This window comes from Streptomyces sp. NPDC058291, from assembly GCF_042880855.1.
Taxonomy (GTDB): Bacteria; Actinomycetota; Actinomycetes; order Streptomycetales; family Streptomycetaceae; genus Streptomyces.
The window spans coordinates 1,883-28,222 of the sequence record NZ_JBHVYK010000057.1; the positions used below are offsets into that span (position 1 = coordinate 1,883).

Genomic DNA, 26,340 nt, shown 5'->3' on the forward strand with positions numbered 1-26,340 from the left:
GCGGGCAGCGGGCAGCGGGCAGCGGGCAGCGGGCAGCGGGCAGCGGGCAGCGGGCTGCGGGCTGCGGCGTCGAAACGGCGTGACCCGGCTGCCGGTCACGGCGGCTCAGGCCGTGTGCTGCATGCAGACCAGGTGCTCGCGCTCGTCCCATGACGCGGTGACGGCGAAGCCGAACCGCTCGTACAGGGCGATGGCGCCGGTCCGCCATGTCCACACCGAGAGCCGCAGTGTGCGCGTGCCGCGCGCCGCGGCGTGCGCGAGGGCGGTGCGGAGCAGGCCGGACGCGACGCCGCGGCCCCGGTACGCCGGATCCGTCCAGAGCCGCTTGATCTCCGACCGTCCGTCGGCGGGGGCGGTCAGCACCAGACAGCCCACGACGGCGTCCCCGTCGAGGGCCACCAGCACGGCGTCACGGGCGAACGCGGTCCGCGGGTCGGAGATCTCCGCCCGGTAGCGGTCCGGCAGCGCGTCCACAGCGGTGACGGCCGCGCCCTTCTCGGCCTCGGTCCGCAGGTGATAGGCCGCCAGCAACGCGGCGAGCCCCTGCGCCACGGAAGGGTCCGGACCCGGCCACAGGACGACGGCGACCTCGCCTCGATCAGTCATGGCGTCAGCATCACACGCCGGGCCCGGTCTCCGCGGCCACCGGGTGGTCGCCCTCGAACGTCCCCGCGTCACTCGTGCCGGTGACGGTCCATGAGGTTGCGCCGACCGCCACCGGTCGGCCGTCACCCTGGGAGCATGCGCCGTCCCCTCGCCCTCGCCGCCGTCGTGGTGACCGTCCTCCTCACCGGAGGCTGTATGTCCCTCCCCGCGGCCCCGCCGCCGCCCCGCCTGGCGCCGGCGGCCGCCCGCACCCCCTCTCTCCTGCCGGACCCGGGCCAGGCGCCCGCTCTCAGCGCCCTCGTCACCACCGCCCCCAGCGGGACGCCGGAGTCCGCCACCCGCCACCGGCGCGGCGGGGCGCGGCACTTCGCCGCTCCCGAAGACGCAGGGAGCCGCCCTGCGCGCGCGCAGTCTCCGACGCTGCCGCGCACCGGCTCAGCCGCTCGACGTCCCTCACTGCCTCGGCCGCGGTCCGTCGCGCCGCGCCACCACGCCGGGCGTCCGGCCCACCCCGCACGCCCGCGCGCGGTCGGACCAAGGCGGCCGCAGCGGCAGCCCGCGTACGACCTGCGCACCGTGTGCGGCTGGTCGCACGGGTCACCCGTGCCGCCCTCCGTCCGAGGGCTGTGCGACGCCTATGTCGGCTGACGACGGCTGGACCGACTCGTTCGCACCGGGCGGCTCTCCCTGACGCCTCGGGCCGGCGGCCCGGGCGGCCGGCGCCACGCTCTGCACACGCCGGTGCTCACGCCCGGGGAATCAGGGCCGCGATCACGCCGGGCGGCAGCGCCGGGTTGGCCGCCGCCGCTTCCACCACCCGCGGATCGGCGTCGTCGAGCAGTGCCACGACGACCGCGGGCGGGAGCGTCGGACGGCCGGCGGCGACGGGCCTCGCCCGGCTGTCCGTCAGACAGGCCTGCAGAACCCGGGCCGACGCGTTGGGGTGCCGGGCGATCTCGCGGAAGGCCTTCGGCACGGGCGGCTCGTGCCGGATCAGCTGTTCCAGCAGCGCCGCGGTCGCGTCCGGGTTGGCCGCCACTCCGGTGAGGACCCGGACCCCGTGGCGGTCGACCATGGCCCGCAGCCGTGCCTCGCTGAGGCCCGGGTGCGGGGCGACGGCCTTGACCACCTTCGCGTCGGGGTCCTCGGCCAGCCGGTCCCGGATCTCCGGCGGCAGATCGCGCCGCCGGGCCACGAGCATGCGCGCGGCCGGGTCGGGTGACCGGACGAGCCGGCGGACCTCGGCCGCGGTCGCCGCCGCGATCCGGGGCAGCAGGGTCGCCCCGATCCTGGCGAAGCCGGCCAGATGCGTGAGCAGGTCGAGCGGCACACGAGGGTTGTGCGCGAGCGCGCGTCGCACGTCCGGGTCGCGGTCGTCGGCCAGCGTGCGCATCAGCGCCTCGTCGATCGCGGCGTTCTCGGCGACGTCCGCCCGGACGCCGGGAGCCAGGTCCGCCGCCAGCCTGCGGTAGATCTCCGGGGGCAGGTCGGGGCGGGCGGCGAGGGCCCAGCGCAGCAGCATCGAGGGATGGTCCGCGAAGCCGAGGGCGGCCTCGGCCGGGGTCGCCGGGTTGCGCAGCGCCGCCTGCCGGATGTCGTGCACCGCGGACTCGTGGGCCCCGGCGCAGGAGGCGCCCGGCGGCAGGACGCAGTCCGGGCGCGGACACTGCCGCTCGTGCACGAACGGCGTCGCCTCCTGGTCGCAGACCGCGCAACGGCGCACCGGAGGCAGCCCGTGCCCGGTGAGAAGCGCCGCGAGCACGTCCGGGGGCGTCGCCTCGTTGGCGGCCGCCGAGCGGCGCACCTGGGCGTGCGGATGCCTCGCGAGGCCGGCGACCACGTCGGACGAGGTCCACAGGGCGAGTTCGGCGACGACGCCCACGTCCGGGTCGGCGGCGAGCGTCTTCACCACGTCGGCCGGGAGAGCCGGGCAGGCGGCCAGCCTCTCCCGGCGCGCCGGGACCGGATCCGCCGCGAGCGCACGCGCCCACTCCGGGCTGCCGGCGCCTTCGTCGAGCAGGACGAGAGCGACGTCCGGCTGCGCGACGGGATCGACGTCGGCGGCGGTCAGCCGGCCCTCGTGGGCAAGCTGCACGCCGCACTCCGCGACGCGTGAGAACAGCGCGACCGCCTGCGCGTGGCCGAGGTCCGCCCGGTCGGCGAGGCGCGCGGCGACATCGGCGTCCGCGACCTCGATCAGCCGGTCGACCACCTCGGACGAGAGCGCGGTGTTGGCGGCCAGGCCGCACAGGACGTGATGGGCGTGATGGGCGTGATGCACACAGGGCATACTGCCCGGCCCGTGACCGAGACACCACTCACCCCCATGGGGGGCAACAACTCTGCTGATGCCGCTATTTGACGGTGCGTCGGCGGGCGGCGGAAGGCGCGGCGCCGACGCGGCCAGGGGCCAATGGGCGCGGCGCAGGGGGGTATCCGGAACCGGCAGTCATGTGTCCCGTCGGTACCGAGGAGGTACGTGCCGTGCACACCTTGAAGCGTTGGCTCGACCGCAGTCCGACCGCCCAGGTGCTCCTGGTTCTTCCGTTGACCGTGGGCGTCGCCGCGTTGACGAGCGGAGGGGAGCATCCCGTCCGGTGGCTGATCCACGGCACGCTCTACAGCGTCGTCAGCGTCGTGGCCGTCCACCTGCAGCGCCGCAGAGCCCTCCGGGCCGCCGGCACCGACGCACGCGGCGTCGCCGAGCTCGACCGCAAACTCCGGCAACACGAGGTGCCCGAGGAGCCCGAGGAGCGCACGAGGATGCGACGGCTGGTCGACCACCACCTGCACCGGATCGAGCAAGGAGCGCGGTGGCTGCCCTACTGGCTCGGCTCCATGGGGCTGGTCGCGATCGGCATGCTCGTGCTCGGGTCGGCCACCGGCTCATGGCTCGTCCCCCTGTGCTTCACCGCCTTCGTGGGCGCGTTCTGCTGCTGGACCGTCTGGACGCGCCGCCGTTCCCTCGACCGCCTCCGCTTCATGCGTGCGGCTCTGCAGGAGTGAGGCTCCTGCCGGGCGAGGGCGCACCGGCGACTGGGCGCACCGGCGGCGGCCGATGAGTTCACGCCGGACCGGCGGTCAGAGAGCATGACCCGCACCGAAGACCGGACACCGAGACGTCGAGGAACCCACCATGCGTACCCTGATCAGCACCGCTTTCATCTCGCTCGACGGCGTCGTGGAGGCCCCGGGCGGGGAGCCCGGTTACCGGAACTCCGGCTGGACCTTCAAGGACGTCGAGTTCCTGCCCGAGGCGTTCGAGATCAAGGGCCGCGAGCAGCAGGAGGCCGGGGCGATGCTGCTGGGCCGCGTCAGCTACGAGTCGTTCAGCCCGGTGTGGCCCGACATGGCGGACTTCGCCGACTACAAGGCGATGCCGAAGTACGTCGTCTCCACCACGTTGAGCGAGGGCGACCTGGTGGCGAACTGGGGCGAGACGACGATCCTGCGCTCCCTCGACGACGTCGCCGCGCTCAAGCGTGGCGAGGGCGGCCCGATCATCGTCCACGGCAGCGCCTCCCTGAACCAGGCCCTGTCGGACGCCGGTCTGATCGACCGGTACCACCTGCTCGTGTTCCCGCTCCTGCTCGGCGCGGGCAAGCGGCTGTTCAGCTCCACGGACAAGGACACCCAGAGGCTGAAGCTCGTCGAGCACGAGGCCTACGCCAACGGCCTGCAGAAGAACGTCTTCGACGTGCTGCGCTGACCCCGCGCGGCGCCCGCGCCCCTGCCGCCCGCGCCTGTCCCAGGGCGGCCCCCGCGTGGCGTCGGCGGGGCGGCTCTTGGGCGGCTCCCCCGGCACGTGTCCGAACCAGAGAAGCCTGGGCCGGGTCGGCCCCATGGGTGCGCGCCGGGCCCGGCCTGCTCACCAAGTCCCCGTTCCCGGCCGCCTCACACCCGGCGGGGCTCACGGCGCGTCCCACCGGGCCGGGCGTCCGATGCGGCGGGTCGTCGGAGGCCCGGCCCTGGCCGCGCGGGCGGCGTCCAGGCCGATCGGGCCTCGGCAGCGGCGCGCCAGGCGTCGGCGGCGGGCTACACCTCGGTGGCGGACCGCGCGTCGGTGGCGGACCGTGCGTCGGTGGCGGACCGTGCGTCGGGGTGGATCGGGAAGACCTGGTCCAGTCCGACGACGCGCAGGATGCGCAGCGTGTTGCCGGGCACGCCGGCCAGAGCGACGTCGGCCTGCACGGCCGCCGCGTGGTTGCGGGCGGCGATCAGGGCGGTGATGCCGCTGGAGTCGCAGAAGTCCATCCGTGACAGGTCCAGGACCAGGCGCTGCCCCGGACGCAGGGCTGTCCGGGCGACGCGGTCACGCAGCTGGTGGGCCGTGCCGTAGTCGAGATCGCCGACGATCTCGAGCACGGGACCGGTGGCCGCGTCGCGGGAGTCGATCTTCACTGTCCTCATCTCCGGTGCTCCGGTGCCGGGCGCGACGACGGAGAGGTGCGAGGGACCCCGATGGCGAGCAGCGCGGTGTCGTCGTCGACTCCGCCGCCGAGGCTCTCCAGCAGGCCCGTCAGCGCCTGGACCGTCTCCTGGGGTGAGGCGCCCGCGTGGCCTGCGACGAAGTCGAGCAGGGCCTCGTCGCCGTACAGGTGCGCGCGGTCGGGTCCGGTGCGCGCCTCGGTCAGCCCGTCGGTGTACAGCAGCAGGGTGTCACCGGGGCCGAGCGTGGTGGTGGCGGGCGTGAAGGAGGCATGGGGCAGCACGCCGACGAGGAGCCCTCCGGGGGTGGGCAGGAAGTCCGTCCCGCCGTCGCCGCGGATGACGAGGGCGGGCGGATGGCCGCCGGAGGCCACGTTGACGGCGACGCGCCCGGTCTCCGGGTCGGGGGTCAGGAGCCCGAAGATCGCGGTGCAGTACCGGGGGTCCTCGCCGGTGTAGCGCTCGTGCAGCACGGTGTTCAGGGTGGTGAGCGCGGTGACCGGGTCGGGGTCGTGCAGCGCCGCGGCCCGCAGCGTGTACCGGGTCAGGGAGGTGACCGCCGCGGCCTTGGGCCCCTTGCCGCACACGTCGCCGAGGAAGAACGCCCAGCGGGCGCCGTCGAGGGCGAAGAGGTCGTAGAAGTCGCCGCCGAGCTGGTCGGGGGCGGCGGTGTGGTAGTACGTGGCCGTCTCCACGCCGGGCACGGCCGGCAGGTCGGCGGGCAGCAGCGACCGCTGCAGCGCGGCGAGGGCCTCCTGCAGCCGGGCGCGGTCCGCCTCGGCCTGCCGGTGCGCCCGCTCCGCCTCCTGCTTGCGGCGCAGCAGTTCCTCTTCGTAGGCGCGGCGGTCGGAGGCGTCGAAGACGGTGGTGCGGATCAGCAGCGGCTCGCCCTGGCTGCCGTGCTTGACCACCGAGGAGACCAGCACCGGTACCCGGCCCCCGTCGGACTTCTTCATCTCCAGCGCGATGCCGCTGATCTCGCCCTTCATCTGCAGCAGCGGTGCGAAGTGCGTCTCGTGGTACAGCTTGCCGCCCACGGTGAGCAGGTCGGCGAACCGCTTGACGCCGACCACGTCCGGGCGCTCCAGACCCAGCCAGCCCAGCAGCGTGCCGTTGATCTTGGCGATGGTGCCGTCCATCAGCGTCGACAGGTACCCGCACGGCGCCGACTCGTACAGGTCCTCGACGCTGTCCTCCAGCAGGGCGGTGAACGCCGCGTCGGTCGACATGGCGTCCTTCGCCTCACAGGGCTCCGGTGTGTCTCCGACCGGGCAGATCACCGCAGGCCGCGCAGGAAGTCGAGGAGGGCCGCATTGGTCGCCTCGGGGGCCGACAGCTGTGGGCAGTGCCCGGTGGCCGGCAGCGTCACCAGGGTGGAGCCGGGGATCTCTGCGTGGACGTAGGCGCCGACCTCGCGCGGGGCGATGACGTCCTGGGCGCACTCCAGCACCAGGGTGGGCACGGTGACGCTCTTGAGGTCGTCGCGGGAGTCGGTCAGGAAGGTGGTACGGGCGAACACCCGGGCGATGTCCGGGTCGGTGGCGCAGAAGCTGTTCGTCAGCTCCTCGCCCAGCTCGGGCCGCTCGGGATTGCCCATGATCACCGGGGCCATCGTGGCCGACCAGCCCAGGTAGTTCGACTCCAGGGACTCCAGCAGCTCGTCGACGTCCTCGGCGGTGAAACCGCCGCGGTAGCCGTCGGAGTCGATGTAGCACGGGGACGGGGCCACCATCACCAGTGATCCGATCCGGTCCGGCGCGGAGCGCGCGGCCAGCACTCCGATCATGGCGCTCACCGAGTGGCCGACGAAGACCGCCCGGCCCAGGTCCAGCTCCTCACAGACGTCCACGACGTCCTGCGCGTAGCCCGTGAGAGCCGAGTACCGCTTCTCGTCCCAGGCGGTCAGGTCCGATCCGCCCGAGCCGACGTAGTCGAACAGCACGACGCGGTAGCGCTCCGCCAGCGCCGGAACGGTCAGCCGCCACATGTTCTGGTCGCAGCCGAACCCGTGCGCCAGCACGACCGTCGGCCCGTCCGGACGACCGGTGATCCGGATGTTGTTCCTGTGACGGATATCCATACCGGCCATCCTGCCATCACCGCCGGGACCGCCCCCAAGCCCTCCCGCGTGCACCTCCCGGCCCGCCCGCCCCGCTCCCGCGGGCCGACGGCGGCGGCTTCGGCAGCCCCGAGTAGCCGCACCGGGCCTGGCCCTGGTGGCGGGGCGTCCTCTTCGGCGCGGGATGCGTCGCCCTGGCGTGGGCGGCGGCGGGGGCGCTGCCGGGAGGGCTACGGCGGCGCCGTGGTCGAAGTGGCCCTGGTCCTCGGGGCGGTCTGGTTCCGGGCGGGCGGCCGGGCGCTCCGGCGCCGCTCCGGGGTCGGCGTCCCGGCGCCCGGACGGCGCGCGGGCGCTCCGTCCCGGCTGACCGGTGCGTGGGCGCCGCGCGCTGGAGCGGTCGAGGGGGGTGAAGAAAGAGGCAGGAGGCGGCGCTCGACCTCCCCAGGCATCGCGCCGACTCCTGCCGACCGCCTCCGGCTACCCCGTCGTCGGCGCTCTACACCTGTGCGGCCGCGCTGTGTCGCCGGATTCCGTCACCTGTTCCGCCGGGGCGGCTCATCGGCGCAGTCCGTCACCTGTTCCGCCGGGGCGGCTCATCGGCGCAGGTGACGTTCCAGCCAGTCCGCGGCGCTGCGGCGGAACAGCCGCCGGTTGTCCGCGCGCAGGAAGTCGTGGCCCTCGTCGCGCAGGGTGAGCAGTTCGGCGGCCACTCCCCGTTCGCGGGCCGCCCGTACGAACTGCCGGGACTCCTGCGGGGGCACGTTGGTGTCGTGCTCGCCGTGCACCGCGAGCACCGGGACGCGCAGCGCGTCCACGCGGCTCATCGGCGACAGGGCCCGCAGCAGCTCGCGGTCGCGCTCGGGGTGACCGTACTTGTGCGCCGCCGACTCCGCGATCCAGGGCTCGGTGCCCGCGAAGAAGGTCAGCAGGTCCGACATGCCGCAGACGGCGACGCCGGTGCGGAACAACTCGGGATGCCACACGAGGGAGGCGAACGTCAGATAGCCGCCGTACGAGCGGCCCATGACGGCCAGTCGGGTCGGGTCGGCGGGGCCCGCCGCCACCGCGTGGGCCGCGCAGTCGGCCACATCGTCCAGCGCCGCGAAGCGGCCCTTCCCGAGGTCGGCGTCGACGAACGACCGGCCGTGGCCGGAGGAGCCGCGCACGTCGGGGGCGAACACGTCCAGGCCGCGCCCGGTGAGCTCGTGGTACAGCGGATGGAAGACCGGACGTTCCTGTTCCTCGGGCCCGCCGTGCAGGTGGATCACGCAGGGCGCGGGTTCGCCCGCGCCCCGTCCGGGCGCCCGGTAGTACCAGCCGCTCAGCGGCATCCCGTCGCGCGCCGTGAGCCGCACGGGGACGGGCCGGACCGGCGGGCGGCCCGGCGGGACGGTGTCCTCGTCCTTCGACGACCAGGGGGTGCGCAGCAGGGACACGCCTTCGTGGGCCCACCACACGCCCGGCCGGCGCTGCGACCCGGACAGCGCCAGCAACAGCCGCCCCGCGCCGGCCGCCGCGACGCGGGTGACGACCTCGTGGGGCAGGGGGACGGGTCGGGCGGGTCCCGTCGCGTCGGGGGGACTGCGCCGGGGCGTGGGCCGGGCCGGGGAGGTCTCGACGAGTTCGAGGTCGCTCGCGCCCCGCGCGTTCCAGGCCAGGGCGGCGGTGCGGCCGTCGTGTGCCAGGGTCAGCAGTTCGAGGTCGCAGTCCTGCCGCTCCGCGACGACGCAGACGCCGCACGGCGCGCCGTGGTCGTCGAGTGCCACCGCGAGGAGCGCCGCGTACTCCCGGTCGACGTTGCTGCGCAGCCACAGCGTCCGGCCGTCCGGGGAGAACCGGCCGATCCACGGGTCGCCGTCGGCAACCGGCAGGGCGAAGGTCGTCGCCGCGCTCTCCGTCCGGCGCACGACCGCCTCCCGGCGGCCGCGCGGCCCTCGGCGCAGCAGGACGAGTGTGCCGTCGCGGCTGAGGTCGCAGGCGCGCAGGGTGGCCGCGTGCGTCTCGGTGGTGAGCAGCGCGGGCGAGGCGTGGCCGTCCGGGTCGACCAGGTAGACGGACAGGCCGCCGTCGGAACGCACGGCCGCGGCCGGGGCTGCTGCCCACGGCCCGCCCGGCTGCCCGTCCGTTCCCGTGCCCGGCGCGGCTCCCGTCACGGCGTCGTACACGGAGCGGCCGAGGAGCGTCGCGCGACCGTCCCGGTCCGTCCAGCCCGCGGGCGGCGGCGTGCCCTCGGGGTGACCGTCGCCGGCGACGTGCTCGGAGGGCGGCCGTCCCGTGCCGTCGCCGAACGGGCGCGCGGCGGGGGCGGCCACGGTGACGGCGAGGGCCGAGCCGTCGTGCGCCCAGCAGCCCAGGTAGGCGGTGCTGTCCGGGTCGGCGCCGGCCAGGATGCGCCGGCCGGTGCCGTCGGGGCGCACGCACAGCACCCGGGAGTGCTCCCCGCCGCCCGGTGCGGTGGTGTAGGCGATCCAGCGGCCGTCCGGCGACCAGGACACCTCGGTGACGGGGTCGGGCGACGAGTCGAGCAGTCGCACCTCCCCGCCGCCGACCGGGCCGGCCCACAGCTGGGGCACGCCGCCCCGGTCGCAGATGAAGGCGGCCTCGGCGCCGTCGGGGTCGGCCGAGGGGTACCAGCAGCCGTGCGAGCGCAGCCGGCTCACGGCGTCCCGCGGCCCGGCCGCGTCGGGCAACGGCACCAGGGCCGGCGCGGCGGCGCACACGGGGCTCTGCTGGTCGGCGTCCTGGGCCGGTGCGGGCGGGGCCGGGGCCGGGGCCTCCACGGGCCGGGTGAGGGCCGCCCCGAACGTCAGCGCGCGGACGTCGCCCGGCGGCCCGGAGGGCGCCGGACCGTACGCCGTCGGCCGGCCGTCTCGATCGTCGGTCACCTGATTCCGTGCGTCTGCAGCCATATCTCCAGCAAAGCTATCTGCCACAGGGCGTTCGCTCCGCGCTTGGTCCGGTGCTCGTCGGGCGCCGCGAGCAGGTCGGCGATGTACGACTCCTGGAACAGGCCGCGTTCCTTCGCCTCGGGCGCCTGCAGCGCCTCGCGCACGCGGTGCAGGACGGGACCGGCCATATGGCGGATCGCCGGGACGGGGAAGTAGCCCTTGGGGCGGTCGACGACCTCGCGGGGCAGGAGCTTGCGGCCCGCCTCCTTGAGGACGCCCTTGCCGCCGTCGGCGAGTTTGAGCTCGGGCGGGCAGGTCGCGGCCAGCTCCACCAGCTCGTGGTCGAGGAACGGCACCCTGGCCTCCAGGCCCCAGGCCATGGTCATGTTGTCGACCCGCTTGACGGGGTCGTCCACGAGCATGACGTGGGTGTCCAGGCGGAGCGCGGCGTCCAGCGCGGTCTGCGCCCCGGGCGCCGCCATGTGCTCGCGGACGAAACGCCCCGAGACGTCCTCGGCGGGCAGCATGTGCGGCTGGAGGATGCGGGCGAAGTCGGCGTGCGGCCGGTCGAAGTAGGTCTCGGCGTACTGTTCGGGTTCGTCCTCCCGGGCCACCCCGGCCAGGTCGGGGTACCAGTGGTAGCCGGCGAACACCTCGTCGGCGCCCTGCCCGCTCTGCACGACCTTGACGTCCTTCGACACCTGCTCGGACAGCAGGTAGAAGGCGACCACGTCGTGGCTGGTCATCGGCTCGCTCATGGCGGCGACGGCGCCGTCGAGGGCCGTCGACACCCGGTCGGAGGGCACCATGAGGCGGCGGTGGTCGGTGGCGAACTCCCGGGCCACGAGGTCCGAGTAGCGGAACTCGTCGCCCTCCTCGCCGCCCTCGGACTCGAAGCCCACACTGAAGGTCATCAGGTCCCGCTGCCCCTCGTCGGCGAGCAGCGCGACGATGAGGCTGGAGTCGAGACCGCCGGAGAGCAGGACGCCGACCTGGACGTCGGAGACCATCCGGCGCCGCACGGCGGTGCGCAGGGCCTCCAGCACCGCGTCACGCCACTCGTTGGCGCCCATGCCGGCGTGCTCGGGCCGGCGCGTGTAGGACGGCTGCCAGTAGCGGTGGTCGCGGTGGGCGCCGTCCGGCTCGACGACCCGGACGGTGGCCGGGGGCAGCTTGCGCACGCCGTTGAGGACGGTGCGCGGCGGCGCGACGGTGGCGTGCCAGCTGAGGTACTGGTGGACGGCCGTGGGGTCGAGGGAGGTGTCCACGTCCCCGGCGGCGAGCAGGGCGGGCAGCGAGGAGGCGAACCGCAGGCGACCGGGCGTCTCGGAAAGGTAGAGGGGCTTGATGCCCAGACGGTCGCGGGCCAGCATCACGCGGCCGGTCCGGTGCTCGACGAGGGCGAAGGCGAACATGCCGTGGAAATGCTCGACGCAGGCGGTCCCCCACTGGAGGTAGGCCTTGAGCACCACTTCGGTGTCGGACGTCGACTCGAAGCGGTGGCCGAGCCCGCGCAGCTCTTCGCGCAGCTCCTGGTAGTTGTACACACAGCCGTTGAAGACGCCGGTGAGCTCGTTGCCGGCGTCCGTCATGGGCTGCGCGCCGAGGTCCGACAGGTCGATGATCTTCAGCCGCCGGTGTCCCAGCGCCACCGCGCCCCGCGTCCAGATCCCCTGGCCGTCGGGGCCCCGGGGGGCGAGGCGATCGCTCATGCGCTCGACGGCCGCCAGATCAGGGCGTCGGCCGTCGAAGCGGATCTCTCCGCTCAGACCGCACATGGCGTACCGCCTCCTTTCCGCACACCGGCGTAGATCTGAGCCGTGCTGCAGGACATGACAAAACCCTTTCTGAAACGGTTTTTTAGGAAGGGGAGGACACGGGTGCCCGGTGGCCCGGTGGGGGGTGCGGCCCGTCAGCGGCCGATGACCTCGGGCAGCGCCCGACGGCCGGCACCGGAGCCGACGCTGCCCGCGAGGGGCCGCCGCCCCGTGCGGTGTCCGCGTTCGCCGCGCGTCTCGGCGACGAGCATGTCGACGCAGGCCAGCAGGTCCTCGTCCGCCGCCGCGCGGCGGATGCGACGAGCGGCGCTGCCCTCGGCGAGCGCCTGGTGAGCCAGCGTCCGCACGGTCTCCCAGTCCCCGTGGACCTCCAGCGCGGGACGCAGCCGCACGAGCAGCTTGCGCAGCACCTGCGCAGCGGGCGCCTCACGGTGGGCCTCGGGGTCCACGAGCGTGCCTTCCAGGCCGGAGCGGGCGGCCCGCCAGGCGGCGCCGCGCAGCCATTCGTGCCGGCCGGAGCAGTGCGGCTCGCGGCGGGTGCGCAGTTGCTCGCGGGCCTCGGTGACCAGGGCGCGGAAGAGGCCGGCGATGAGCACGACGGTCTCGGCGCGCGGGCAGGCGTCGCAGATGCGCAGTTCGAGGGTCCGCAGGTGGGCGGAGGGGCGGACGTCGTAGTAGATCATTCCGGGGTCGCTGATCACGCCGGCCTGGACGAAGTCCTGCACGGCGGCGTCGTACTCGGCCGCGTCCGCGTAGCAGCCGGCCGGTCCGGCGGTGGGCCAGCGCTGCCAGAGCAGGGTGCGCCAGCTCGCGTAGCCGGTGTCGGCGCCCTGCCAGAAGGGCGAACTGGCGGAGAGCGCCAGCAGCACGGGCAGCCAGGGCGCCACCGTGCACATCGCGCGTACGGCCGTGTCGCGGTCGGGGACGTCCACGTGGACCTGGGCGCCGCAGATGAGCTGTTCGTCGGCGACCTTGCGGTACTCCTCGGTCATGTGGAGGTAGCGCGCGTCGGCGGTGGGGCGCGCCGAGACGGCCGGCGCCAGCGGGGCGGTGCCCGCGGCCATCACGGCCAGCCCGGAGGAGGCGGCCGCCCGGTCCAGTCGCCGTCTGGTCTCGGTGAGGTCGGCGTGCAGGTCGTCCAGTGTGCTGTGCACGCCGCTGTTGGACTCGACCGTCGACTGGTGCAGCTCCGTGGTGAAGGTCCGTTTGGAGAGCCGCTGCAGTACGGCGTCGGCGCGCGGCACCAGCAGCCCGCTCTCCACCTCCAGGACGTGGAACTCTTCTTCCACTCCGATACGCAGACTCACGTTCGCTCCTCGGGTATGCCCGGACGCCCGCTCAGAGGTCGGACCCGTGCGCTGGGCGGATTCGGCGGCTGATTGCCGGGACCGAGTTCCCCACATACCGTCACATAATCCACGCAGCTTGCACGTCTGGCACGAAGACCTCTCAGACGAGCGACCCGGCCAGAGCCAGGGACACAGCCACAACCACCACCCCGCCACAGGCACGACCGGGCCACAGCACAGCCCGGGCCGGGCGGACCGGCCGGGCTGTCGGGACATGCCCTACGCGGCGGCCCTGCCTGCCGGTCAGCAGGGCCGGCGCCTCGACGGCCTGCGCCCTGGGCGCGTGCCGGTGGCTCGTTCCGCCATCTCATGACGGTTGCGCAGGGCCACGAGGTCGGGATGCGTCTCCATGGACGACCTGGGAGAGGTCGGTCACTCCCATCACCTCCGGGAAGCTGTGGCCGGTCTGTGGCGCCTGGCGCCCCACGAGTACCCCCGACTTGCGGCAGTCCAATCGCCCGCGGGCCCACGGATACCACGGGCCCGCGCCCGCGTTTCCGGCACTGACCCGCGGGCGCTCAGGGGCCCGTGAACGTCCCGTCCCGGGTGCGCAGCGGGTTCGTCGTCGAGGCGGTCCGCTCCGACAGCGCCCGTAAGCCGGTACGGCCGGACGCCCTCCCGGCCGGGAACGCCGCCGCGGGGGCGGAGACGATCCGATGATCGCCGGCCCCCAGGTCCGCGAACTGCTGGAACGCGACGACGACCCGGTGCTGATGCTGCCGCGCGGCCGGGCCGAGGTGGCCCCCGCCCGTGAGACCGACTCGGAGCGCTCACCCGGCGCGCTGCGGGTGGTGTCCGGCCGCGAGCTCTAGGGGAACGCGGGGACGACGCCGCGTCGGCGAGCGACGAACGGCGAGCGGCGAGCGGCGAGCGGCGAGCGGCGAGCGGCGAACGGCGAACGGCGAACGGCGAGCGGCGAACGGCGAACGGCGAGCGGCGAACGGCGAACTGGACGCCCTGGCGGCCGCCCTGGACACGACGGTGCGCACGCAGGGCGGTTGAGCCCGGCGCGGGACGGACGAGCCCGGGAGGCGCGGCCGCAGGACGGCCGCGCGCCGCTGACCGCCCCTTGACTGCGTCCGGCCGACCGGCCTGCGGTCGGCCGGGCGCGGTCAGGGGCCCGCTTCGTAGTGGAGCAGGAGCAGCGCGATGTCGTCGGTGCCCTGCCCGGACGTCCTCGCCTTGTCGAGCAGAGCGTCGATCAGCAGCTCCAGGTCGCGGTCGTCGGCCGCGCCCAGATGACGTGCCAGGCCGGCGATGGACTCGTCCAGGTCGACGCCCGGCGTCTCGACCAGACCGTCGGTGTAGAAGGCGAGCATGACGCCGGGAGTGAGCGGGAGCTCGGTCACCGGGAAGACGGCGTCGGGGTCGATGCCCAGCAGCGGGCCGGGCACCAGGTCGACCGGCCGGGTCGTGCCGTCGGGCAGGCGCAGGAGGGGCGGCGGATGACCGGCGCAGGCGAGGGTCACGCGCCGGCGGGCGAGGTCCAGGTGGGCGTACAGGCAACTGGTGAACAGGTCCGCCGCGAGGTCGGTCAGCAGCCGGTTGGTCCTGGCCAGCACCTCGTCGGGAGACACGCCCATGCTGGCGTGGGCGTAGACGCCGGTGCGGACCTGGCCCATCAGGGCGGCGGCGGCCACGTTGTGCCCCTGGACGTCGCCGATGACCGCGGCGGCGGCCGTCTCGCCGAGCCGGATCAGGTCGTAGAAGTCGCCGCCGATGTCCATGCCCCGGGTCGCGGGCACATAGCGGGCGGCGACCCGCAGGCCGGCGACGCGCGGAAGGGTACGGGGAAGCAGCGCCTGCTGCAGGCCGTGGGCGAGCTCCAGTTTGGTGTCGTACAGGCCGGCCCGGTCCAGGGCCTGGGCGACGAGCCCGGCGAGGGACGTCAGAACGGCCCTTTCCTCGGCCGGGAACGGGTGGGGGCGGTCGTAGGACAGGACGCAGCAGCCCACGGGCCGGCCGGAGGTGATCAGCGGCAGGAAGGCCCAGGCCTGCTTGCCGCTGACCAGCGGCGCCTCGGGATAGATGCGCCGCATCTCCTCGGGATCGGCGAAGAACGCGGGAATGCCGCTGCCGAGGGCGCGGCCGGCCGGGGTGAAGTCGGTGTCGAGCGGGAGGCCGTCGAGACGCTCGATGGTCTCCCGGCTGTAACCGCGGTGACCGGTGATCCGCAGCCGCCCGGCGTCCGCTCGGGACAGCACCAGGCCCTGGGCGCCGAAGGCGGGCATGATCTGGTCGGCCACCAGGTCGATGACGTCCTGGACGCCGACGACCTCGGTCAGTGCGGCCGCCAGGTGGGTGAGCTGGTACAGCCGGCCGGCGCGGGCCGGTGCGGCCGCCCGCGCGGAAGGGTCGGTCGGCGGCAGGGACGGGGGCTGCGCGCCGCTGGGCAGGATCCGGGCGCTGATGCCGCTGGCGTCGGGGTAGAGGTGGATGTCGAGCCAGTGGCCCGGCGGGCGGCACGCGGTGAACGACACGGGCTCACGGCTGATCACCGCCGCCCGGTAGCGGTCCTCGTAGGTGGGGTCGTCGAGCCAGCGCAGGGACTGCCACGGCAGGGTGCCCAGCAGCAGCGAGGCGTCGCAGCCCAGCAGTTCGCAGGCGCCGGAGCTGACGTAGGTGAGCCGTCCTTCGAGGTCCATGGCGCAACTGCCGCCGGGCAGGCGTTCGGCGAAGTCGGCGGCGGCCATCGCCGGCCCCCTTGACCGGCCGGTCCCGGCGGCCACGACCCGGGGCGCGTCGCCGCCGACGGGGTCCCTGCCGAGCGCGTCGGCGTCGTCCAGCAGCCGGGCCAGCCGCCGGCAGCTGGACGCGATGTTGCCCCGTTCCCGTGCGGTCATGTAGGGCGGCCGGGTGGCCGGCCAGATGAGCAGCAGCGAGCCCCACCGGCGGGCGCCGGAGACCGGCGCGGCGACCAGCGCCAACGGGAAGGGGAGCACCATCGCGGTGCGTGGGTAGGAACGGGCCATCTGCTCCTGGCTGCCCACCCAGACCATCCGGTCCTCGCGGACCGCCACGGCCACCGGGGCCGGAGCGGCCATCGGGACGCGCACCCAGGGAGCGGCGAACTCGGCCGGCGCCCCGCACAGCAGGTGCAGCCGCAGCACCTGCTCCTCGGGGCCGAGGCGGAAGAGCGCGCCGATGGACGCGCCGGTGCGGCGCACCGTCTCCGCGAACTCGGCGTCCAGCTCACCGTCGCCGACGGCCGGACCGCCCGCCCTGCTCACGAGGCACCTCCAGCATCGGGAGGAAGAGGTCTTCGGACGGCCGGGACCGGCCCACCGCTCCCCTCGGGGCGCGGCCCGCGCACGCCGGACGTGACCGGCCTCGCCTTTACCAGGACGCTACGCCCGTGGAGCGGCGTCGGCACGCCGTCCGGCACGGGGGTGCGCGCCGGACGGCGTTCCGGGACCGCGGCGCCGGGCCGTCCGCGGATCACGGCAGGGGCATGCCGCCGGTGGCGTTGAGGATCTCCGCCGTGATGAAGCTCGCGCGGGGCGAGGCGAGGAAGACGTAGGCGGGCGCCATCTCGGCCGGCTGGGCGGGCCGCCCCAGCGGGGACTGCTTGCCGAACTCGGAGGTGTCCGGCATCGTCGCCGGGATGAGCGGCGTCCAGACCGGGCCCGGGGCCACCGCGTTGACGCGGACGCCGTCCTTCGCCACCATCTGCGCGAGCCCCTGGGTGAACGTGACGATGGCCCCCTTGGTCATCGCGTAGTCCAGCAGGTGGGGGCTGGGCTTGTACGCCTGCACCGACGTGGAGTTGATGATCGAGCCGCCGGCGGGGATGTGCGGCAGCGCCATCTTGGACAGCCAGAACATGCCGTAGAGGTTGGTCCGCACCACCCGGTCGAACTGCTCGGTGGAGACGGCCTGGATGCCGTCCGGCTGCGACATCTGGTAGGCCGCGTTGTTGACGAGGACGTCGATGCGGCCGAACTCCTCCACGGCCCGGTCGACGAGCGCGCGGCACTCGTCCTCGGAGCGGATGTCGCAGGTCACGGAGACGGCCCTGCGGCCTGCTCCCTCGATCAGGGCGGCCGTCTCCTGGGCGTCCTTCTCCTCCTCGGGAAGGTGGGTGAACAGCACGTCGGCGCCCTCCCGGGCGAACGCGAGGGCGACCGCCCGGCCGATGCCGGAGTCGCCGCCGGTCACCACCGCCTTGCGGTCGCGCAGGAGGCCGCTGCCCTCGTAGGAGTCCTCGCCGTGGTCCGGCGGCGGGTCCATGGGGCCCGTCCAGCCGGGGTGTCGCTGTTCTTGGTCCGGGAAGTCGGGGCGGGGGTGCTTGCTGGTCGGGTCCTGGGTCACGGATGATTCCCTCCTCGTTCTTCTGGACGCGTCGTGTGGGTGAGGGGTGGCTGTTCCCGGTCACGGGCCGGACGGGCCGCCGGGCGCGGCAGGGGGCTCAGGCGCGTTCGGCGCGGACGACGACCAGCTCCTCGCGGCCCTCGTCGCCGTCCAGCAGCCCCTGCTGGACGAGCCACCGCTCCCGGGAGCGCAGCACCGGCCCGTACGGCACCTCGGCCCGGTCGGTGACCGTGGCGCTCAGTCCGACGTCCGCCAGCCGCTCCAGGGTGGCGTCGGTGCCGCACAGGCTGGAGTGCACGAGCAGCAGGACTCCCCCGGGGTTGAGGACCGAGGGCGCCTCCGCGCAGATCCGGTCGATGAAGGCGCGGCCGTCGCGGCCCGCGTCCCACGCGCGGGCGATGCCGCGCCGCGGCAGCGTCACGTCGGGCGACGGCACATAGGGCGGGTTGCTCACGACCAGGTCGTACGAACGGCCCGGCACGGCGGCGGTGAGGTCGCCGCGCCGGAAGCGGACCCGCTGGCCGGCCAGCAGGGCGTTGAGCCGCGCGGTCAGCACGGCGAGCCGCGAGATGTCGACCGCCGTCACCCGGGCGCCCAGCCGTGCGGCCTCCACGGCGAGGGCCCCCGAGCCCGTGCCCAGGTCCAGCACTTCCGTGGCCGCGTCGATGTCCTCGCGGGACAGGGCACGCGTCAGCAGCCTGGTGTCCCACTGGGGGGCGTACACGCCCGGCGGGGTGAAGGCCGCAGCCCCGGGCTGGGCCGCCCATGCGTCCGCCGTCATCGCAGTCTCCGTTCGGCAGGGCGCCCCCCATGACGGGGCGCAGCTTTCCGCCACACTGGGTGCCCCGTCACCGGCGCTCCACACACGCCTCCCGTGTCCACCGGCAGGCCGCGCGCTCCGGTCGCGTGTCACCGCCGCGCACCGTCCGGCTGATGCGCGCAGTCGGGCTCGACGCCAGGCCGGAGGGTGGCGCGAGGTGAGAAACCCGCCAGGAGGGGGACCCTGGTTACTGCCCCGTACCACCGCACTGCGAGCGAACAGAACGGTCGGTCCCATCGCACTGCGAGCACACAGAACGGTCGGTCCCATGCCAGGCGTTCCACCGATGCCGGTCTACACCTCGTTGGACGAGCTCACCGAACTGGTCACCGTCCGGCGCGGGCTCTACGTGCGCTGGTCGCTGGGCCCCGCGCGGGACCTGGCCACGGGGTCCAGCACGGACGAGCTCACCGGCGCGGCGATGCCCGGGTTGTCGGCGAGCCCGCTGGACATCGAGGACTGGTGGGGCGACCGGCCGAGCCGCGTCTGGGTGGCCCGGCGGCTGTACGACTACTCGCACCTGCCGCGCATCAAGGATTCGCGCACCCGTCCCTGGGTCCTGACGGCGCGCGAGACCGGCCGCGGCCCGGACAACGAGCCGCTCGTGGTCGGCGTCCGGCCGCTGGGCTGGATCGACCGGCGGGTCATCGCGGAGGCCGACCAGGTCATCCGCTGCCAGCGGGGCTCCTGGGGGCCGATGAACCGCGACGGGGCCGCCGGAAGGCGACCGGAGTGACCCCGCGCCGCCCGCGGGACCGCGCCCGCGTGCGGTGATCGCCCGAGCCCGGGTACTCCGGGTGTCCGGGGGACCCCCACGCCGGACGGGACGGTCATGCGAGCGGGTGACGATCCGGTCCAAGTCGGTGTCCCGGTCGAACACAATCTGCGTGTGGGGGGCCTATCACGGACTGAGCCGGTCCGGGGGGACGTTCCCGGGTGGGGGGCGGCGGCGGCTTCGTCGGGCGCGCCCCACGGCGGTGGGACTGCTCGGGGCGGCCTCGGTCTTCCTGGTGGTCTCGGCACGACCACCTCGGACCCGGCGGTGATCCGCGTGTTCGCGCTGTTGTGGCCGGGTGACCCTGTACCGGGCGTTCCGGTTGCTGTGCCGCTGGTCCGGGCCCCACGCCGGCCGCTGAGGCCGGCACCCGCCCCGCTCAGGCGGCCGTGCCCAGGGCCTCCCGGCCGGTGAGCTCGCCCGCCACGGTCGGCAGCGTCACCGCGGCCGGAGCGCGCCGGCCCCGCACGGCCAGTCCCACGCCGGCCGCTGAGGCCGGCACCCGCCCCGCTCAGGCGGCCGTGCCCAGGGCCTCCCGGCCGGTGAGCTCGCCCGCCACGGTCGGCAGCGTCACCGCGGCCGGAGCGCGCCGGCCCCGCACGGCCAGTCCCGCGCCGATCACGGCTGCGGCGAGCAGGCCGCCGGCCACCAGCGCGCCGCGGACCCCGGCGACCTCCATGAGCAGGCCCAGGGCCGGAGGACCGGCCAGGCCCCACACGGTGCCGATGCCGTTCCACACGCCGAGGACCCGTCCGCGCAGACGGGTCGGCGGGTCGGTCTGCAGGACGGTCGTCCCGGCCGTGTCGGACACGGACTCGACCACCGCCATGGGCAGGACGAGCACGAGCAGGACGGCCAGCGAGGGCGAGAGTCCCGCCGCCGCCTGGAGCAGCGCGCCCGTGGCGGCCAGCACGCCCACGAGCCGCACGGACGGCCGCCGCAGCCGGGCCCCGAGCACCGCTCCCACGATGCCGCCCACGGCGAGCATCGTGGACACGGCGCCGAAGGAACCCGCGCCGAGCGCGAGCGGTCCGGTGACCAGCACGGCGAGGGTCAGCCCGTAGTTCCGTCCGAGGACGGCGCTGATCCCGGCGATGCCCGCGAGCGCCACCAGCCGGGGCCTGCGGGCGAAGAACGCCAGCCCCTCGCGCACGGTCATCGCGTCCTGGGCCTCCCCCGCCCGCCGTCCGGCGGGACCGGGCGTCGGCGCGGCCCCCTCGCTCGCGGGGCGCAGGAAGGGGATCACGGAGGCGACGAAGAGGAACGACACCGCGTTGGCCGCGTAGGCGGCGCCGGCGCCGAGGAGGCCCACGGTCACCCCGGCCAGCGCCGTACCGACGAGGCGGCCCGCACTGTGGACGAGCGCGCCCACGCCGATCGCGGAGGGCACGTCCGCCACGGGCACCAGGTCGTTGCCGAGCAGGGCGCAGGCCGGCGCGTCGACGGTGGCGATCGTGCCGGTCACGGCGGCGAGCACCAGCAGGGCGGTCATGTCGAGCCGGTCCGTCGCCACCAGCGCGGCCGTGGCGAAGGCGACCGCGCCGAGCAGGACCTGGCTCACGGCGGCCGTCGTCCGGCGCGGCCAGCGGTCGACCGCAGCGCCGCCCGCCACGCCGACCAGCAGGGCGGGCGCGGCCTGGACCGACATGGACAGGCCGGTGGCGGCGGCGGAGCCGGTCACCTGCAGGACCAGCAGGTTCTGGACGGTGAGCTGCATCCAGGTGCCGGTGTTGGAGACGAGGTTGGCGACCGACCACCAGCGCATGCTGCGGTGCTTCAGGGACCGCCACGGCGAGCGGGACGGCCGCACGGCAGGCAGGGGGGTGGCGAGGGAGGTGCTAGACACAGGGCGTACCAGACGGCGAGGCGGCGGGCGAGGGGTGCGGCGGACCCGAGGAACGCCGACGGCACTGCACGGCCGCTCCACCTTGTCGGTCACGGCGCGGACCATCGTGACAGACGGTCGCCGTGAGCCGGGGCCGGCGGCGCTCCGCCGACCGGTCCCCGGCAGGCAAATCCTGCGGCCGTCCGGACAGTTGCCGCCCGGGGTGCGGTTGCTCACACGGCTGTGACGTGCGGTGGAGCCGATGCGACCGGACAATCAGGACAAACAGGCATCAAGGTGTGAAACGTACTGGCCCGGGAACCCGGGCCAGCGCCGTCGGGAAAACGGCGGCCGCAGGGACGGTCGGACCGGCCGGTCCGGACCGCGCGTCCCGCCGACCCACTGTTGTGTGCGCACGAACGCGGCGCACCGGTTCCCCGCCGTCGCCCGGCTCCCGAGGGCCCGGCCGAAGGATTCCCATGAGCCGAACGAGTCGCAAGAACTCCTGGGCGCCATGGCGCCGTGCCGCGGTGACCGGCGGCGCCGGCTTCCTCGGCAGCCACCTGTGCGAGAGCCTGCTGCATTCGGGTGTCGAAGTCGACTGCGTGGACAACCTGCTCTCCGGCTCGCGCCGCAACATCGCCCACCTCGCCGGCCGTCCCGGCTTCCGGTTCGTCGAGTGCGACGTGTGCGCGCCCGGCTGCGCCGACGCCCTGACCGGTCCGTACGACCTCGTCCTGCACTTCGCGTGCTGCGCGTCCCCGGTCGACTACCTGCGGCTGCCGCTGGAGACCCTGGACGCGGGCAGCCTCGGCACCCGGGCCCTGCTCGCCGTCGCCGAGCGCGACGGCGCGCGGTTCCTGTTGGCGTCGACGTCCGAGGTCTACGGCGATCCACTCGTCCACCCGCAGCCCGAGGACTACTGGGGCAACGTCAACCCCATCGGTCCGCGCAGCGTGTACGACGAGTCCAAACGGTTCGCGGAGGCGCTGGTCAGCGCGCATGTGCGGGCCCGGGGGGCGGACGCGGGCATCGTGCGCCTGTTCAACACCTACGGGCCGCGCATGCGGGCCCACGACGGGCGCGTCGTGCCCACCTTCATCTGTCAGGCACTGGCCGGCAAGCCCCTGACGGTGGCGGGCGACGGCAGCCAGACCCGGTCGCTGTGCTACGTGGACGACACGGTGGACGGCATTCTGCTGGTGGCCGCGAGCGGGGCGGCGCACCCGGTGAACATCGGCGGGACGGACGAGGTCGCCGTCGCCGACATCGCCCGCCGCGTCCTGGAGCTGACCGGCTCCTCCTCGTCCGTCGAGTTCATCGAGCGCCCCACCGACGATCCGCAACGGCGCCGCCCGGACACCCGGCTGGCCCGCGAGCTGCTGGGCTGGGCGCCCCAGGTGCCCTGGGAGGAAGGCATCAAGCAGACGATCGCCTACTTCGCGGCAGCCCAGACCGCCCAGGCGGCGCAAACGGCACATGCAGCGCAAAAGTCTCCCCAGCCGCTTCCCCAGAACTGACCCGGACGTCGACCACGGAGGCACCGCACGAATCCGTCCGGCGCGGCCGCACGACCGGCACGGGCCTGCCGGCGCGGTTCGCGCGCACGGCCCCGCCGGACGTCTTCGGGACGCGCACCGAAGGACTGGCCGACCGCCTCGGCCTCTCCCCCGCCCGCTGCCGCAGCCGCGAGCTGCCGCAGGGCGAACTGCATCCGACGATGGCGCACTGCCGCCTCTACCTGCACCCGGTGCGCTGGACACCGTCGTGGCCGACCTGGGCGAGGACCGGCTGGCGACCCTGCGTCTACGCCGTCCACGACCCCGCGTCCGGCGGGTTCCTGAGGCCGGGGCCGGCCATCCCCCGCCGGTCGTGGTGTCGCCCGGCGGGGCGATCGCCTTCCTCGACGGCTCGCCGGGGACCCCGCTGGGAACCGGCGGACGGCAGTCCCTGACCGAGGAGGTCCCGCTGCCGCCGGGCGGCCTTGCTCGTCCTGTACACCGACGGGCTGATCGAGACCCGGGGCGGGGACCTCGATCGGGGGTCGCCCGGCTCGCGCGGGCGCTGCGTCGGCCCGGCCGCCCGCTGACGGCGCTCTGCGACGACGCCCTGGCGCGGATGCCTCCGTACCCGGCCCAGGACGACATCGCCGTGCTGACGGCCCGGCCACAGGGACCGCCACGGCACGCGCGACAGCCGGGCACCGGCATCGGAGACGAGAACACGGGTACCCGAGCGTCCGGGAGGCTCTCATGTTCGAAGCGGGCGATATCCGTGAATGGCGCGGTCACGACGTGGTCGATCCCCAGGGGCACCGGATCGGCGCCCTGGAGTCGGTCTACGTGGACACCGGGACCGACGCCCCGTCCTTCGCCACGGTGACCGTCGGCCTGCCCACCCGCCGCCGCCTGGTGTTCGTGCCGCTCACGGGGGCGACGGTCGGTCCGGGGTATCTGCGGGTCGTCCACGACAGGAACGCCGTGAAGAAGGCCCCGGCGATCGACGTCGACGGCGAGCTCCTCGCCCAGGACGAACCGAAGGTCTTCGCCCACTACGAACTGGACTACGCGCCGGGCCTCGGCGGCGAACGACGCCTAGCCCGCCGCTGAGACGACGCGACCCCCGGGAGAGCCGATGAGCCTGTTCCTGTTTTTGATCCTCGTCGCCCTCGTTCTGGGAATCATCGGGTTCGCGGCCCACGGACTGTTCTACCTGCTGGTCATCGGCGCGGTCGTGCTGCTGGCCGATCTTGTCTACGCCGCGGCCCGTTTCCGCCGCGGCGGACGCAGGCACCGTCTGACCCGGTGACCCGCCGGCCGCCCTCGCGCGGCGTCCGGCGTTCTCTTCACGGCGCGGCCGGGGGCCGCGCCGTCGCGATGCGGCCGTCCGCCGCTCCGTCCTGGCGCGGTCATGCCCCGCCCCGTCCTGGCGCGGTCTTCCGGCGTGCCCAGCGAAGTCATCCGGCTTGCCCTTCCCGCGCGTTGACGAAACGGAACACGGTTCCGTACATTGAGCGGAACGTTGTTCCGCTTCGGGTCGTCCCGAGCGGGACGCACTCTCCTGCCCGCCCTCCCTGCGCCGCGCCCCGCGCCCGGCGTCAGGGACGCGAGGGCCACCGAAGGGAAAAACCGCGCCATGAGCGAACCGGCCTTCTCCGCCGACCTCGTCAGCCCGCCCACCCCCGTCCTCTCCGTCAGCCCGGTCACGCTGCCGATCCCCGGCCGGCCCGTGGACCTCCAACTGCGGATCACCGCCCCGGTCACCGGGGACGACCTGCCGGTCATCCTCCTGTCGCACGGCCAGGGCTACTCGCACCACCTCTCCTCCCTCGACGGCTACGCCCCGCTCGCCGGCTTCTGGGCGGCGCACGGCTTCGCCGTCATCCAGCCCACGCACCTGAGCTCCAGCACCCTGACCCTGGCCCCCGACACCCCCGGCGCGCCCCTGTTCTGGCGCTCGCGAGCCGAGGACATGCGGCACATCCTGGACCGGCTGGACGAGATCGAGGCCGCCGTCCCGCAACTGCCGGGGCGCCTGGACCGCGACCGGGTGGCGGTGGCCGGGCACTCCATGGGCGGGCACACCGCGAGCCTGCTGCTCGGCGCCCGGCTCACGGACCCCGACGACGCGACCGAGGTGAACCTGGCCGACCCCCGGATCAAGGCCGGCGTGCTGCTCGCCGCGCCGGGCCGAGGCGGCGACGCCCTCACCGAGACCGTGGCGCAGAACCTCGGCTTCCTCCTCACCACGGACTTCTCCACGATGACGACGCCCACGCTGGTCGTCGCGGGCGACAAGGACGACTCCGCCCACCTGACCGTGCGCGGCCCGGACTGGCACGCCGACCCCTACCTGCTCTCCCCCGGCCCCAACACGCTGCTGACGCTCTTCGACGCGGAGCACGGCCTCGGCGGCGTCTCCGGATACGACGTCGCCGAGACGACCGACGAGAACCCCGAGCGGGTCGCCGCCGTCCAGCAGCTGACCTGGGCCTACCTGCGCAGCCGGCTCTATCCGGGCGACCGCGCCTGGCAGACGGCCTGCGAAGCGCTCACCACCGGCCCGCACGCCGTAGGCCGCGTCGAAGCCAAGCAGGCCGAAGCGGAGTAGACCGAAGCGGAGTAGACCGAAGCCGAGCGGCCCCGAGGAGGCCGAGCGGCCCGAGCATCCGGCAGCGGCCCGTTCAGCGCTGCGGCCGAGTGAGCAGGACCGGCAGCGAGCGGTGACTGTTCATCAGGAAGCTGGGCATGGGCCGCAGTTCCTCCGGCCGGCAGGCGAGTTCCAGGCGGGGGAAGCGGGCGAAGAGCGCGGCGAAGGCGCTCTCCGCCTCCACCGCGGCGAGCGGGGCGCCCATGCAGCGGTGCGGTCCATGGCCGAAGCCGAGACCGTCACGGTCCTTGCGCAGCAGGTCGAAACGGTCGGCGTGCGGTCCGTACCGCTCGGGATCTCGGCCGCCGGCCGCGAAGGAGACGAGGATCGCCTCGCCCTGGCGGATCAGCACGCCGTCGAGGTCGATGTCCTCGACGGCGAACCGCATCGGCGAGTAGGCGCCCGGCGTGTGCACCCGCATCGTCTCGGCCACGACGTCCTCCCAGGTCGCGCGGCCCGCCCGGACGTGCTCCAGCTGCTCGGGCGCGAGCAGCAGCGCGCCCACCGCGTTGGTGATCAGGGCGGCGGTGGTGTCCTGCCCGCCGGCGATCATGAGGAAGAGGGTGCCGAGCAGTTCCTCCTCGCTGAGCCGGTCGTCCTGGTCACGCGCCTGGATCAGCAAGGACGTCAGATCGTCGCCGGGCCGGGCCCGCTTGGCCCTCACCAGCTCCGACAGCCGTACGAAGGCCTCCAGTCGGGCCGCCTCGACCTCCTGGCCGCTGATCGTCGTGCCGAACACCGTGTGCAGCGCCGCGCACAGGGCGTCGGTGTCCTCGCCCTGCTCCACCCCGAACAGCTCGCAGATCACCCGCATCGGCAGCAGCTCCGCGAACGCGGACCGCAGGTCCACCGGGGCTCCCTGCCCGGCGGAGCGCGCGAGCGAGTCGACCAGCTCGGCCGCGATCTGCTCGACCCGAGGCCGCATCGCCTCCGAGCGGCGGGCGGTGAACGCCCCCGCCACCAACCGGCGCAGCCGGGTGTGCGAGGCGCCGTAGGCGAACAGCATGTTCTCGTTCGCCACCCACGGGTACAGCGGCCATTCCTCGGTGATCCTCCCCTCGATGAACTCGGGCCAGTGGCGACGCGCGTCCTTCGACACCCGGGAGTCGGTCAGCAGCCGTTCCACATACTGCTGGCGCACCACCGCCCAGGCCACCACTCCCCCCGGCAGCTCCACGCGGACGGCAGGCCCCCTGGTGCGCAGCATCGCGGCCTCGCCCGCCAGATCGCGCCCTGTCACGTCGAGGGCGTAAGGGCACGCAGTCGTATCCATGGTCGTACTCCCCGGGTCCGTCTTGCACAGGTCGGTATGGCCACTCGCCGGAGGTCAGAGGCTCCCCCCGGCCCTCCCC

At 74.5% G+C, this 26,340-nt stretch carries 24 protein-coding genes and 1 pseudogene; 11 read left to right on the forward strand and 14 right to left on the reverse strand.

Features of this window, described 5'->3' with window-relative positions:
• Window positions 1–105 precede the first annotated feature (105 nt).
• A complete protein-coding gene (locus ACFVYK_RS25570; protein WP_389778021.1) occupies window positions 106–606 on the reverse strand; it encodes a GNAT family N-acetyltransferase in 501 nt (166 codons plus the stop codon).
• Window positions 607–1,351: 745 nt separating this feature from the next.
• Window positions 1,352–2,887, reverse strand: coding sequence for a hypothetical protein (locus tag ACFVYK_RS25575; RefSeq protein WP_389778023.1), 1,536 nt, complete (start codon window positions 2,885–2,887; stop codon window positions 1,352–1,354).
• A gap of 203 nt (window positions 2,888–3,090) precedes the next feature.
• Here ACFVYK_RS25575 and ACFVYK_RS25580 point away from each other — a divergent pair, with 203 nt between their 5' ends.
• Window positions 3,091–3,612: a hypothetical protein gene (locus ACFVYK_RS25580; RefSeq protein ID WP_389778024.1), complete on the forward strand. Its 522-nt coding sequence runs from the start codon at window positions 3,091–3,093 to the stop codon at window positions 3,610–3,612.
• A gap of 130 nt (window positions 3,613–3,742) precedes the next feature.
• On the forward strand, window positions 3,743–4,315 hold the full coding sequence (locus ACFVYK_RS25585; RefSeq protein WP_389778026.1) for a dihydrofolate reductase family protein: 573 nt from the start codon (window positions 3,743–3,745) through the stop codon (window positions 4,313–4,315).
• A gap of 326 nt (window positions 4,316–4,641) precedes the next feature.
• On the opposite strand, the gene ACFVYK_RS25590 is transcribed toward ACFVYK_RS25585, so the two are convergent.
• The 6 genes from ACFVYK_RS25590 to ACFVYK_RS25615 all read right to left on the reverse strand — a co-directional run bounded on the left by ACFVYK_RS25590 (window position 4,642) and on the right by ACFVYK_RS25615 (window position 13,066).
• The gene (locus ACFVYK_RS25590) at window positions 4,642–5,016 is read right to left on the reverse strand and encodes an STAS domain-containing protein (protein WP_389778027.1); all 375 of its coding nucleotides are present in this window, start codon (window positions 5,014–5,016) and stop codon (window positions 4,642–4,644) included.
• On the reverse strand, window positions 5,013–6,263 hold the full coding sequence (locus ACFVYK_RS25595) for a SpoIIE family protein phosphatase (RefSeq protein ID WP_389778029.1): 1,251 nt from the start codon (window positions 6,261–6,263) through the stop codon (window positions 5,013–5,015). The genes ACFVYK_RS25590 and ACFVYK_RS25595 overlap by 4 nt, the downstream gene beginning before the upstream one ends.
• A 47-nt stretch (window positions 6,264–6,310) precedes the next feature.
• Window positions 6,311–7,114 (reverse strand): alpha/beta fold hydrolase, encoded by an 804-nt coding sequence (locus ACFVYK_RS25600; protein WP_389778031.1) that lies wholly within the window; start codon window positions 7,112–7,114, stop codon window positions 6,311–6,313.
• A gap of 572 nt (window positions 7,115–7,686) precedes the next feature.
• Window positions 7,687–10,002, reverse strand: a complete 2,316-nt coding sequence (locus ACFVYK_RS25605; RefSeq protein WP_389778033.1) for a S9 family peptidase — start codon at window positions 10,000–10,002, stop codon at window positions 7,687–7,689.
• The gene (locus tag ACFVYK_RS25610) at window positions 9,975–11,759 is read right to left on the reverse strand and encodes an N-acetylglutaminylglutamine amidotransferase (protein WP_389778034.1); all 1,785 of its coding nucleotides are present in this window, start codon (window positions 11,757–11,759) and stop codon (window positions 9,975–9,977) included. The genes ACFVYK_RS25605 and ACFVYK_RS25610 overlap by 28 nt, the downstream gene beginning before the upstream one ends.
• Before the next feature lie 134 nt (window positions 11,760–11,893).
• Window positions 11,894–13,066 carry a glutamate--cysteine ligase gene (locus tag ACFVYK_RS25615; protein WP_389778035.1) on the reverse strand — a complete coding sequence of 391 codons (1,173 nt, stop codon included), beginning with the start codon at window positions 13,064–13,066 and terminating at the stop codon, window positions 11,894–11,896.
• A gap of 570 nt (window positions 13,067–13,636) precedes the next feature.
• Between ACFVYK_RS25615 and ACFVYK_RS25620 the strand changes: the two genes are divergently transcribed.
• Together ACFVYK_RS25620 and ACFVYK_RS25625 are read left to right on the forward strand one after the other, a co-directional pair.
• Window positions 13,637–13,768 (forward strand): hypothetical protein, encoded by a 132-nt coding sequence (locus ACFVYK_RS25620; RefSeq protein ID WP_389778036.1) that lies wholly within the window; start codon window positions 13,637–13,639, stop codon window positions 13,766–13,768.
• Window positions 13,765–13,920: a hypothetical protein gene (locus ACFVYK_RS25625; protein WP_389778038.1), complete on the forward strand. Its 156-nt coding sequence runs from the start codon at window positions 13,765–13,767 to the stop codon at window positions 13,918–13,920. Before ACFVYK_RS25620 ends, ACFVYK_RS25625 begins: the two co-directional genes overlap by 4 nt.
• A gap of 300 nt (window positions 13,921–14,220) precedes the next feature.
• Here the strand turns inward: ACFVYK_RS25625 and ACFVYK_RS25630 are convergent, their stop codons facing one another.
• The 3 genes from ACFVYK_RS25630 to ACFVYK_RS25640 all read right to left on the reverse strand — a co-directional run bounded on the left by ACFVYK_RS25630 (window position 14,221) and on the right by ACFVYK_RS25640 (window position 18,200).
• On the reverse strand, window positions 14,221–16,338 hold the full coding sequence (locus tag ACFVYK_RS25630; RefSeq protein WP_389778040.1) for a SpoIIE family protein phosphatase: 2,118 nt from the start codon (window positions 16,336–16,338) through the stop codon (window positions 14,221–14,223).
• Window positions 16,339–16,546: 208 nt separating this feature from the next.
• A complete protein-coding gene (locus ACFVYK_RS25635; protein WP_389778042.1) occupies window positions 16,547–17,419 on the reverse strand; it encodes an SDR family oxidoreductase in 873 nt (290 codons plus the stop codon).
• A gap of 97 nt (window positions 17,420–17,516) precedes the next feature.
• The gene (locus ACFVYK_RS25640) at window positions 17,517–18,200 is read right to left on the reverse strand and encodes a HemK2/MTQ2 family protein methyltransferase (RefSeq protein ID WP_389778043.1); all 684 of its coding nucleotides are present in this window, start codon (window positions 18,198–18,200) and stop codon (window positions 17,517–17,519) included.
• Window positions 18,201–18,507: 307 nt separating this feature from the next.
• Between ACFVYK_RS25640 and ACFVYK_RS25645 the strand changes: the two genes are divergently transcribed.
• Window positions 18,508–18,975, forward strand: coding sequence for a DUF6098 family protein (locus ACFVYK_RS25645; RefSeq protein ID WP_389778045.1), 468 nt, complete (start codon window positions 18,508–18,510; stop codon window positions 18,973–18,975).
• 418 nt (window positions 18,976–19,393) lie between these two features.
• Here the strand turns inward: ACFVYK_RS25645 and ACFVYK_RS25650 are convergent, their stop codons facing one another.
• Together ACFVYK_RS25650 and ACFVYK_RS25655 are read right to left on the reverse strand one after the other, a co-directional pair.
• Window positions 19,394–19,516 carry a hypothetical protein gene (locus tag ACFVYK_RS25650; protein ID WP_389778047.1) on the reverse strand — a complete coding sequence of 41 codons (123 nt, stop codon included), beginning with the start codon at window positions 19,514–19,516 and terminating at the stop codon, window positions 19,394–19,396.
• 9 nt (window positions 19,517–19,525) lie between these two features.
• Window positions 19,526–20,779: an MFS transporter gene (locus ACFVYK_RS25655; protein WP_389778088.1), complete on the reverse strand. Its 1,254-nt coding sequence runs from the start codon at window positions 20,777–20,779 to the stop codon at window positions 19,526–19,528.
• A 539-nt stretch (window positions 20,780–21,318) separates the two neighbouring features.
• On the opposite strand from ACFVYK_RS25655, the gene ACFVYK_RS25660 reads away from it, so the two are divergent.
• The 6 genes and pseudogenes from ACFVYK_RS25660 to ACFVYK_RS25685 all read left to right on the forward strand — a co-directional run bounded on the left by ACFVYK_RS25660 (window position 21,319) and on the right by ACFVYK_RS25685 (window position 24,949).
• The gene (locus ACFVYK_RS25660) at window positions 21,319–22,359 is read left to right on the forward strand and encodes an NAD-dependent epimerase/dehydratase family protein (RefSeq protein WP_389778049.1); all 1,041 of its coding nucleotides are present in this window, start codon (window positions 21,319–21,321) and stop codon (window positions 22,357–22,359) included.
• 26 nt (window positions 22,360–22,385) lie between these two features.
• A pseudogene (locus tag ACFVYK_RS25665) lies at window positions 22,386–22,601 on the forward strand (glycosyltransferase family 1 protein); the annotation flags it as partial.
• A gap of 5 nt (window positions 22,602–22,606) precedes the next feature.
• Window positions 22,607–23,221 (forward strand): SpoIIE family protein phosphatase, encoded by a 615-nt coding sequence (locus ACFVYK_RS25670; RefSeq protein ID WP_389778050.1) that lies wholly within the window; start codon window positions 22,607–22,609, stop codon window positions 23,219–23,221.
• The gene (locus tag ACFVYK_RS25675; RefSeq protein ID WP_389778090.1) at window positions 23,110–23,448 is read left to right on the forward strand and encodes a PRC-barrel domain-containing protein; all 339 of its coding nucleotides are present in this window, start codon (window positions 23,110–23,112) and stop codon (window positions 23,446–23,448) included. The genes ACFVYK_RS25670 and ACFVYK_RS25675 overlap by 112 nt, the downstream gene beginning before the upstream one ends.
• 25 nt (window positions 23,449–23,473) lie before the next feature.
• Complete coding sequence (locus ACFVYK_RS25680) at window positions 23,474–23,647, forward strand: hypothetical protein (protein ID WP_389778052.1); 174 nt, start codon at window positions 23,474–23,476, stop codon at window positions 23,645–23,647.
• 327 nt (window positions 23,648–23,974) lie between these two features.
• The gene (locus ACFVYK_RS25685; protein WP_389778053.1) at window positions 23,975–24,949 is read left to right on the forward strand and encodes an alpha/beta hydrolase family protein; all 975 of its coding nucleotides are present in this window, start codon (window positions 23,975–23,977) and stop codon (window positions 24,947–24,949) included.
• A gap of 73 nt (window positions 24,950–25,022) precedes the next feature.
• Here ACFVYK_RS25685 and ACFVYK_RS25690 read toward each other — a convergent pair whose 3' ends face one another.
• Complete coding sequence (locus ACFVYK_RS25690) at window positions 25,023–26,261, reverse strand: cytochrome P450 (RefSeq protein WP_389778055.1); 1,239 nt, start codon at window positions 26,259–26,261, stop codon at window positions 25,023–25,025.
• Between the last annotated feature and the right edge of the window lie 79 nt (window positions 26,262–26,340).

Coding starts and splice junctions, on each gene's coding strand:
- ACFVYK_RS25605 (WP_389778033.1), bottom strand. CDS start 10,002: ATGGCTGCAGACGCACGGAATCAGGTGACCGACGATCGAGACGGCCGG.
- ACFVYK_RS25590 (WP_389778027.1), bottom strand. CDS start 5,016: ATGAGGACAGTGAAGATCGACTCCCGCGACGCGGCCACCGGTCCCGTG.
- ACFVYK_RS25595 (WP_389778029.1), bottom strand. CDS start 6,263: ATGTCGACCGACGCGGCGTTCACCGCCCTGCTGGAGGACAGCGTCGAG.
- ACFVYK_RS25600 (WP_389778031.1), bottom strand. CDS start 7,114: ATGGATATCCGTCACAGGAACAACATCCGGATCACCGGTCGTCCGGAC.
- ACFVYK_RS25680 (WP_389778052.1), top strand. CDS start 23,474: ATGAGCCTGTTCCTGTTTTTGATCCTCGTCGCCCTCGTTCTGGGAATC.
- ACFVYK_RS25690 (WP_389778055.1), bottom strand. CDS start 26,261: ATGGATACGACTGCGTGCCCTTACGCCCTCGACGTGACAGGGCGCGAT.
- ACFVYK_RS25570 (WP_389778021.1), bottom strand. CDS start 606: ATGACTGATCGAGGCGAGGTCGCCGTCGTCCTGTGGCCGGGTCCGGAC.
- ACFVYK_RS25640 (WP_389778043.1), bottom strand. CDS start 18,200: ATGACGGCGGACGCATGGGCGGCCCAGCCCGGGGCTGCGGCCTTCACC.
- ACFVYK_RS25655 (WP_389778088.1), bottom strand. CDS start 20,779: ATGCGCTGGTGGTCGGTCGCCAACCTCGTCTCCAACACCGGCACCTGG.
- ACFVYK_RS25585 (WP_389778026.1), top strand. CDS start 3,743: ATGCGTACCCTGATCAGCACCGCTTTCATCTCGCTCGACGGCGTCGTG.
- ACFVYK_RS25685 (WP_389778053.1), top strand. CDS start 23,975: ATGAGCGAACCGGCCTTCTCCGCCGACCTCGTCAGCCCGCCCACCCCC.
- ACFVYK_RS25610 (WP_389778034.1), bottom strand. CDS start 11,759: ATGTGCGGTCTGAGCGGAGAGATCCGCTTCGACGGCCGACGCCCTGAT.
- ACFVYK_RS25625 (WP_389778038.1), top strand. CDS start 13,765: ATGATCGCCGGCCCCCAGGTCCGCGAACTGCTGGAACGCGACGACGAC.
- ACFVYK_RS25645 (WP_389778045.1), top strand. CDS start 18,508: ATGCCAGGCGTTCCACCGATGCCGGTCTACACCTCGTTGGACGAGCTC.
- ACFVYK_RS25660 (WP_389778049.1), top strand. CDS start 21,319: ATGAGCCGAACGAGTCGCAAGAACTCCTGGGCGCCATGGCGCCGTGCC.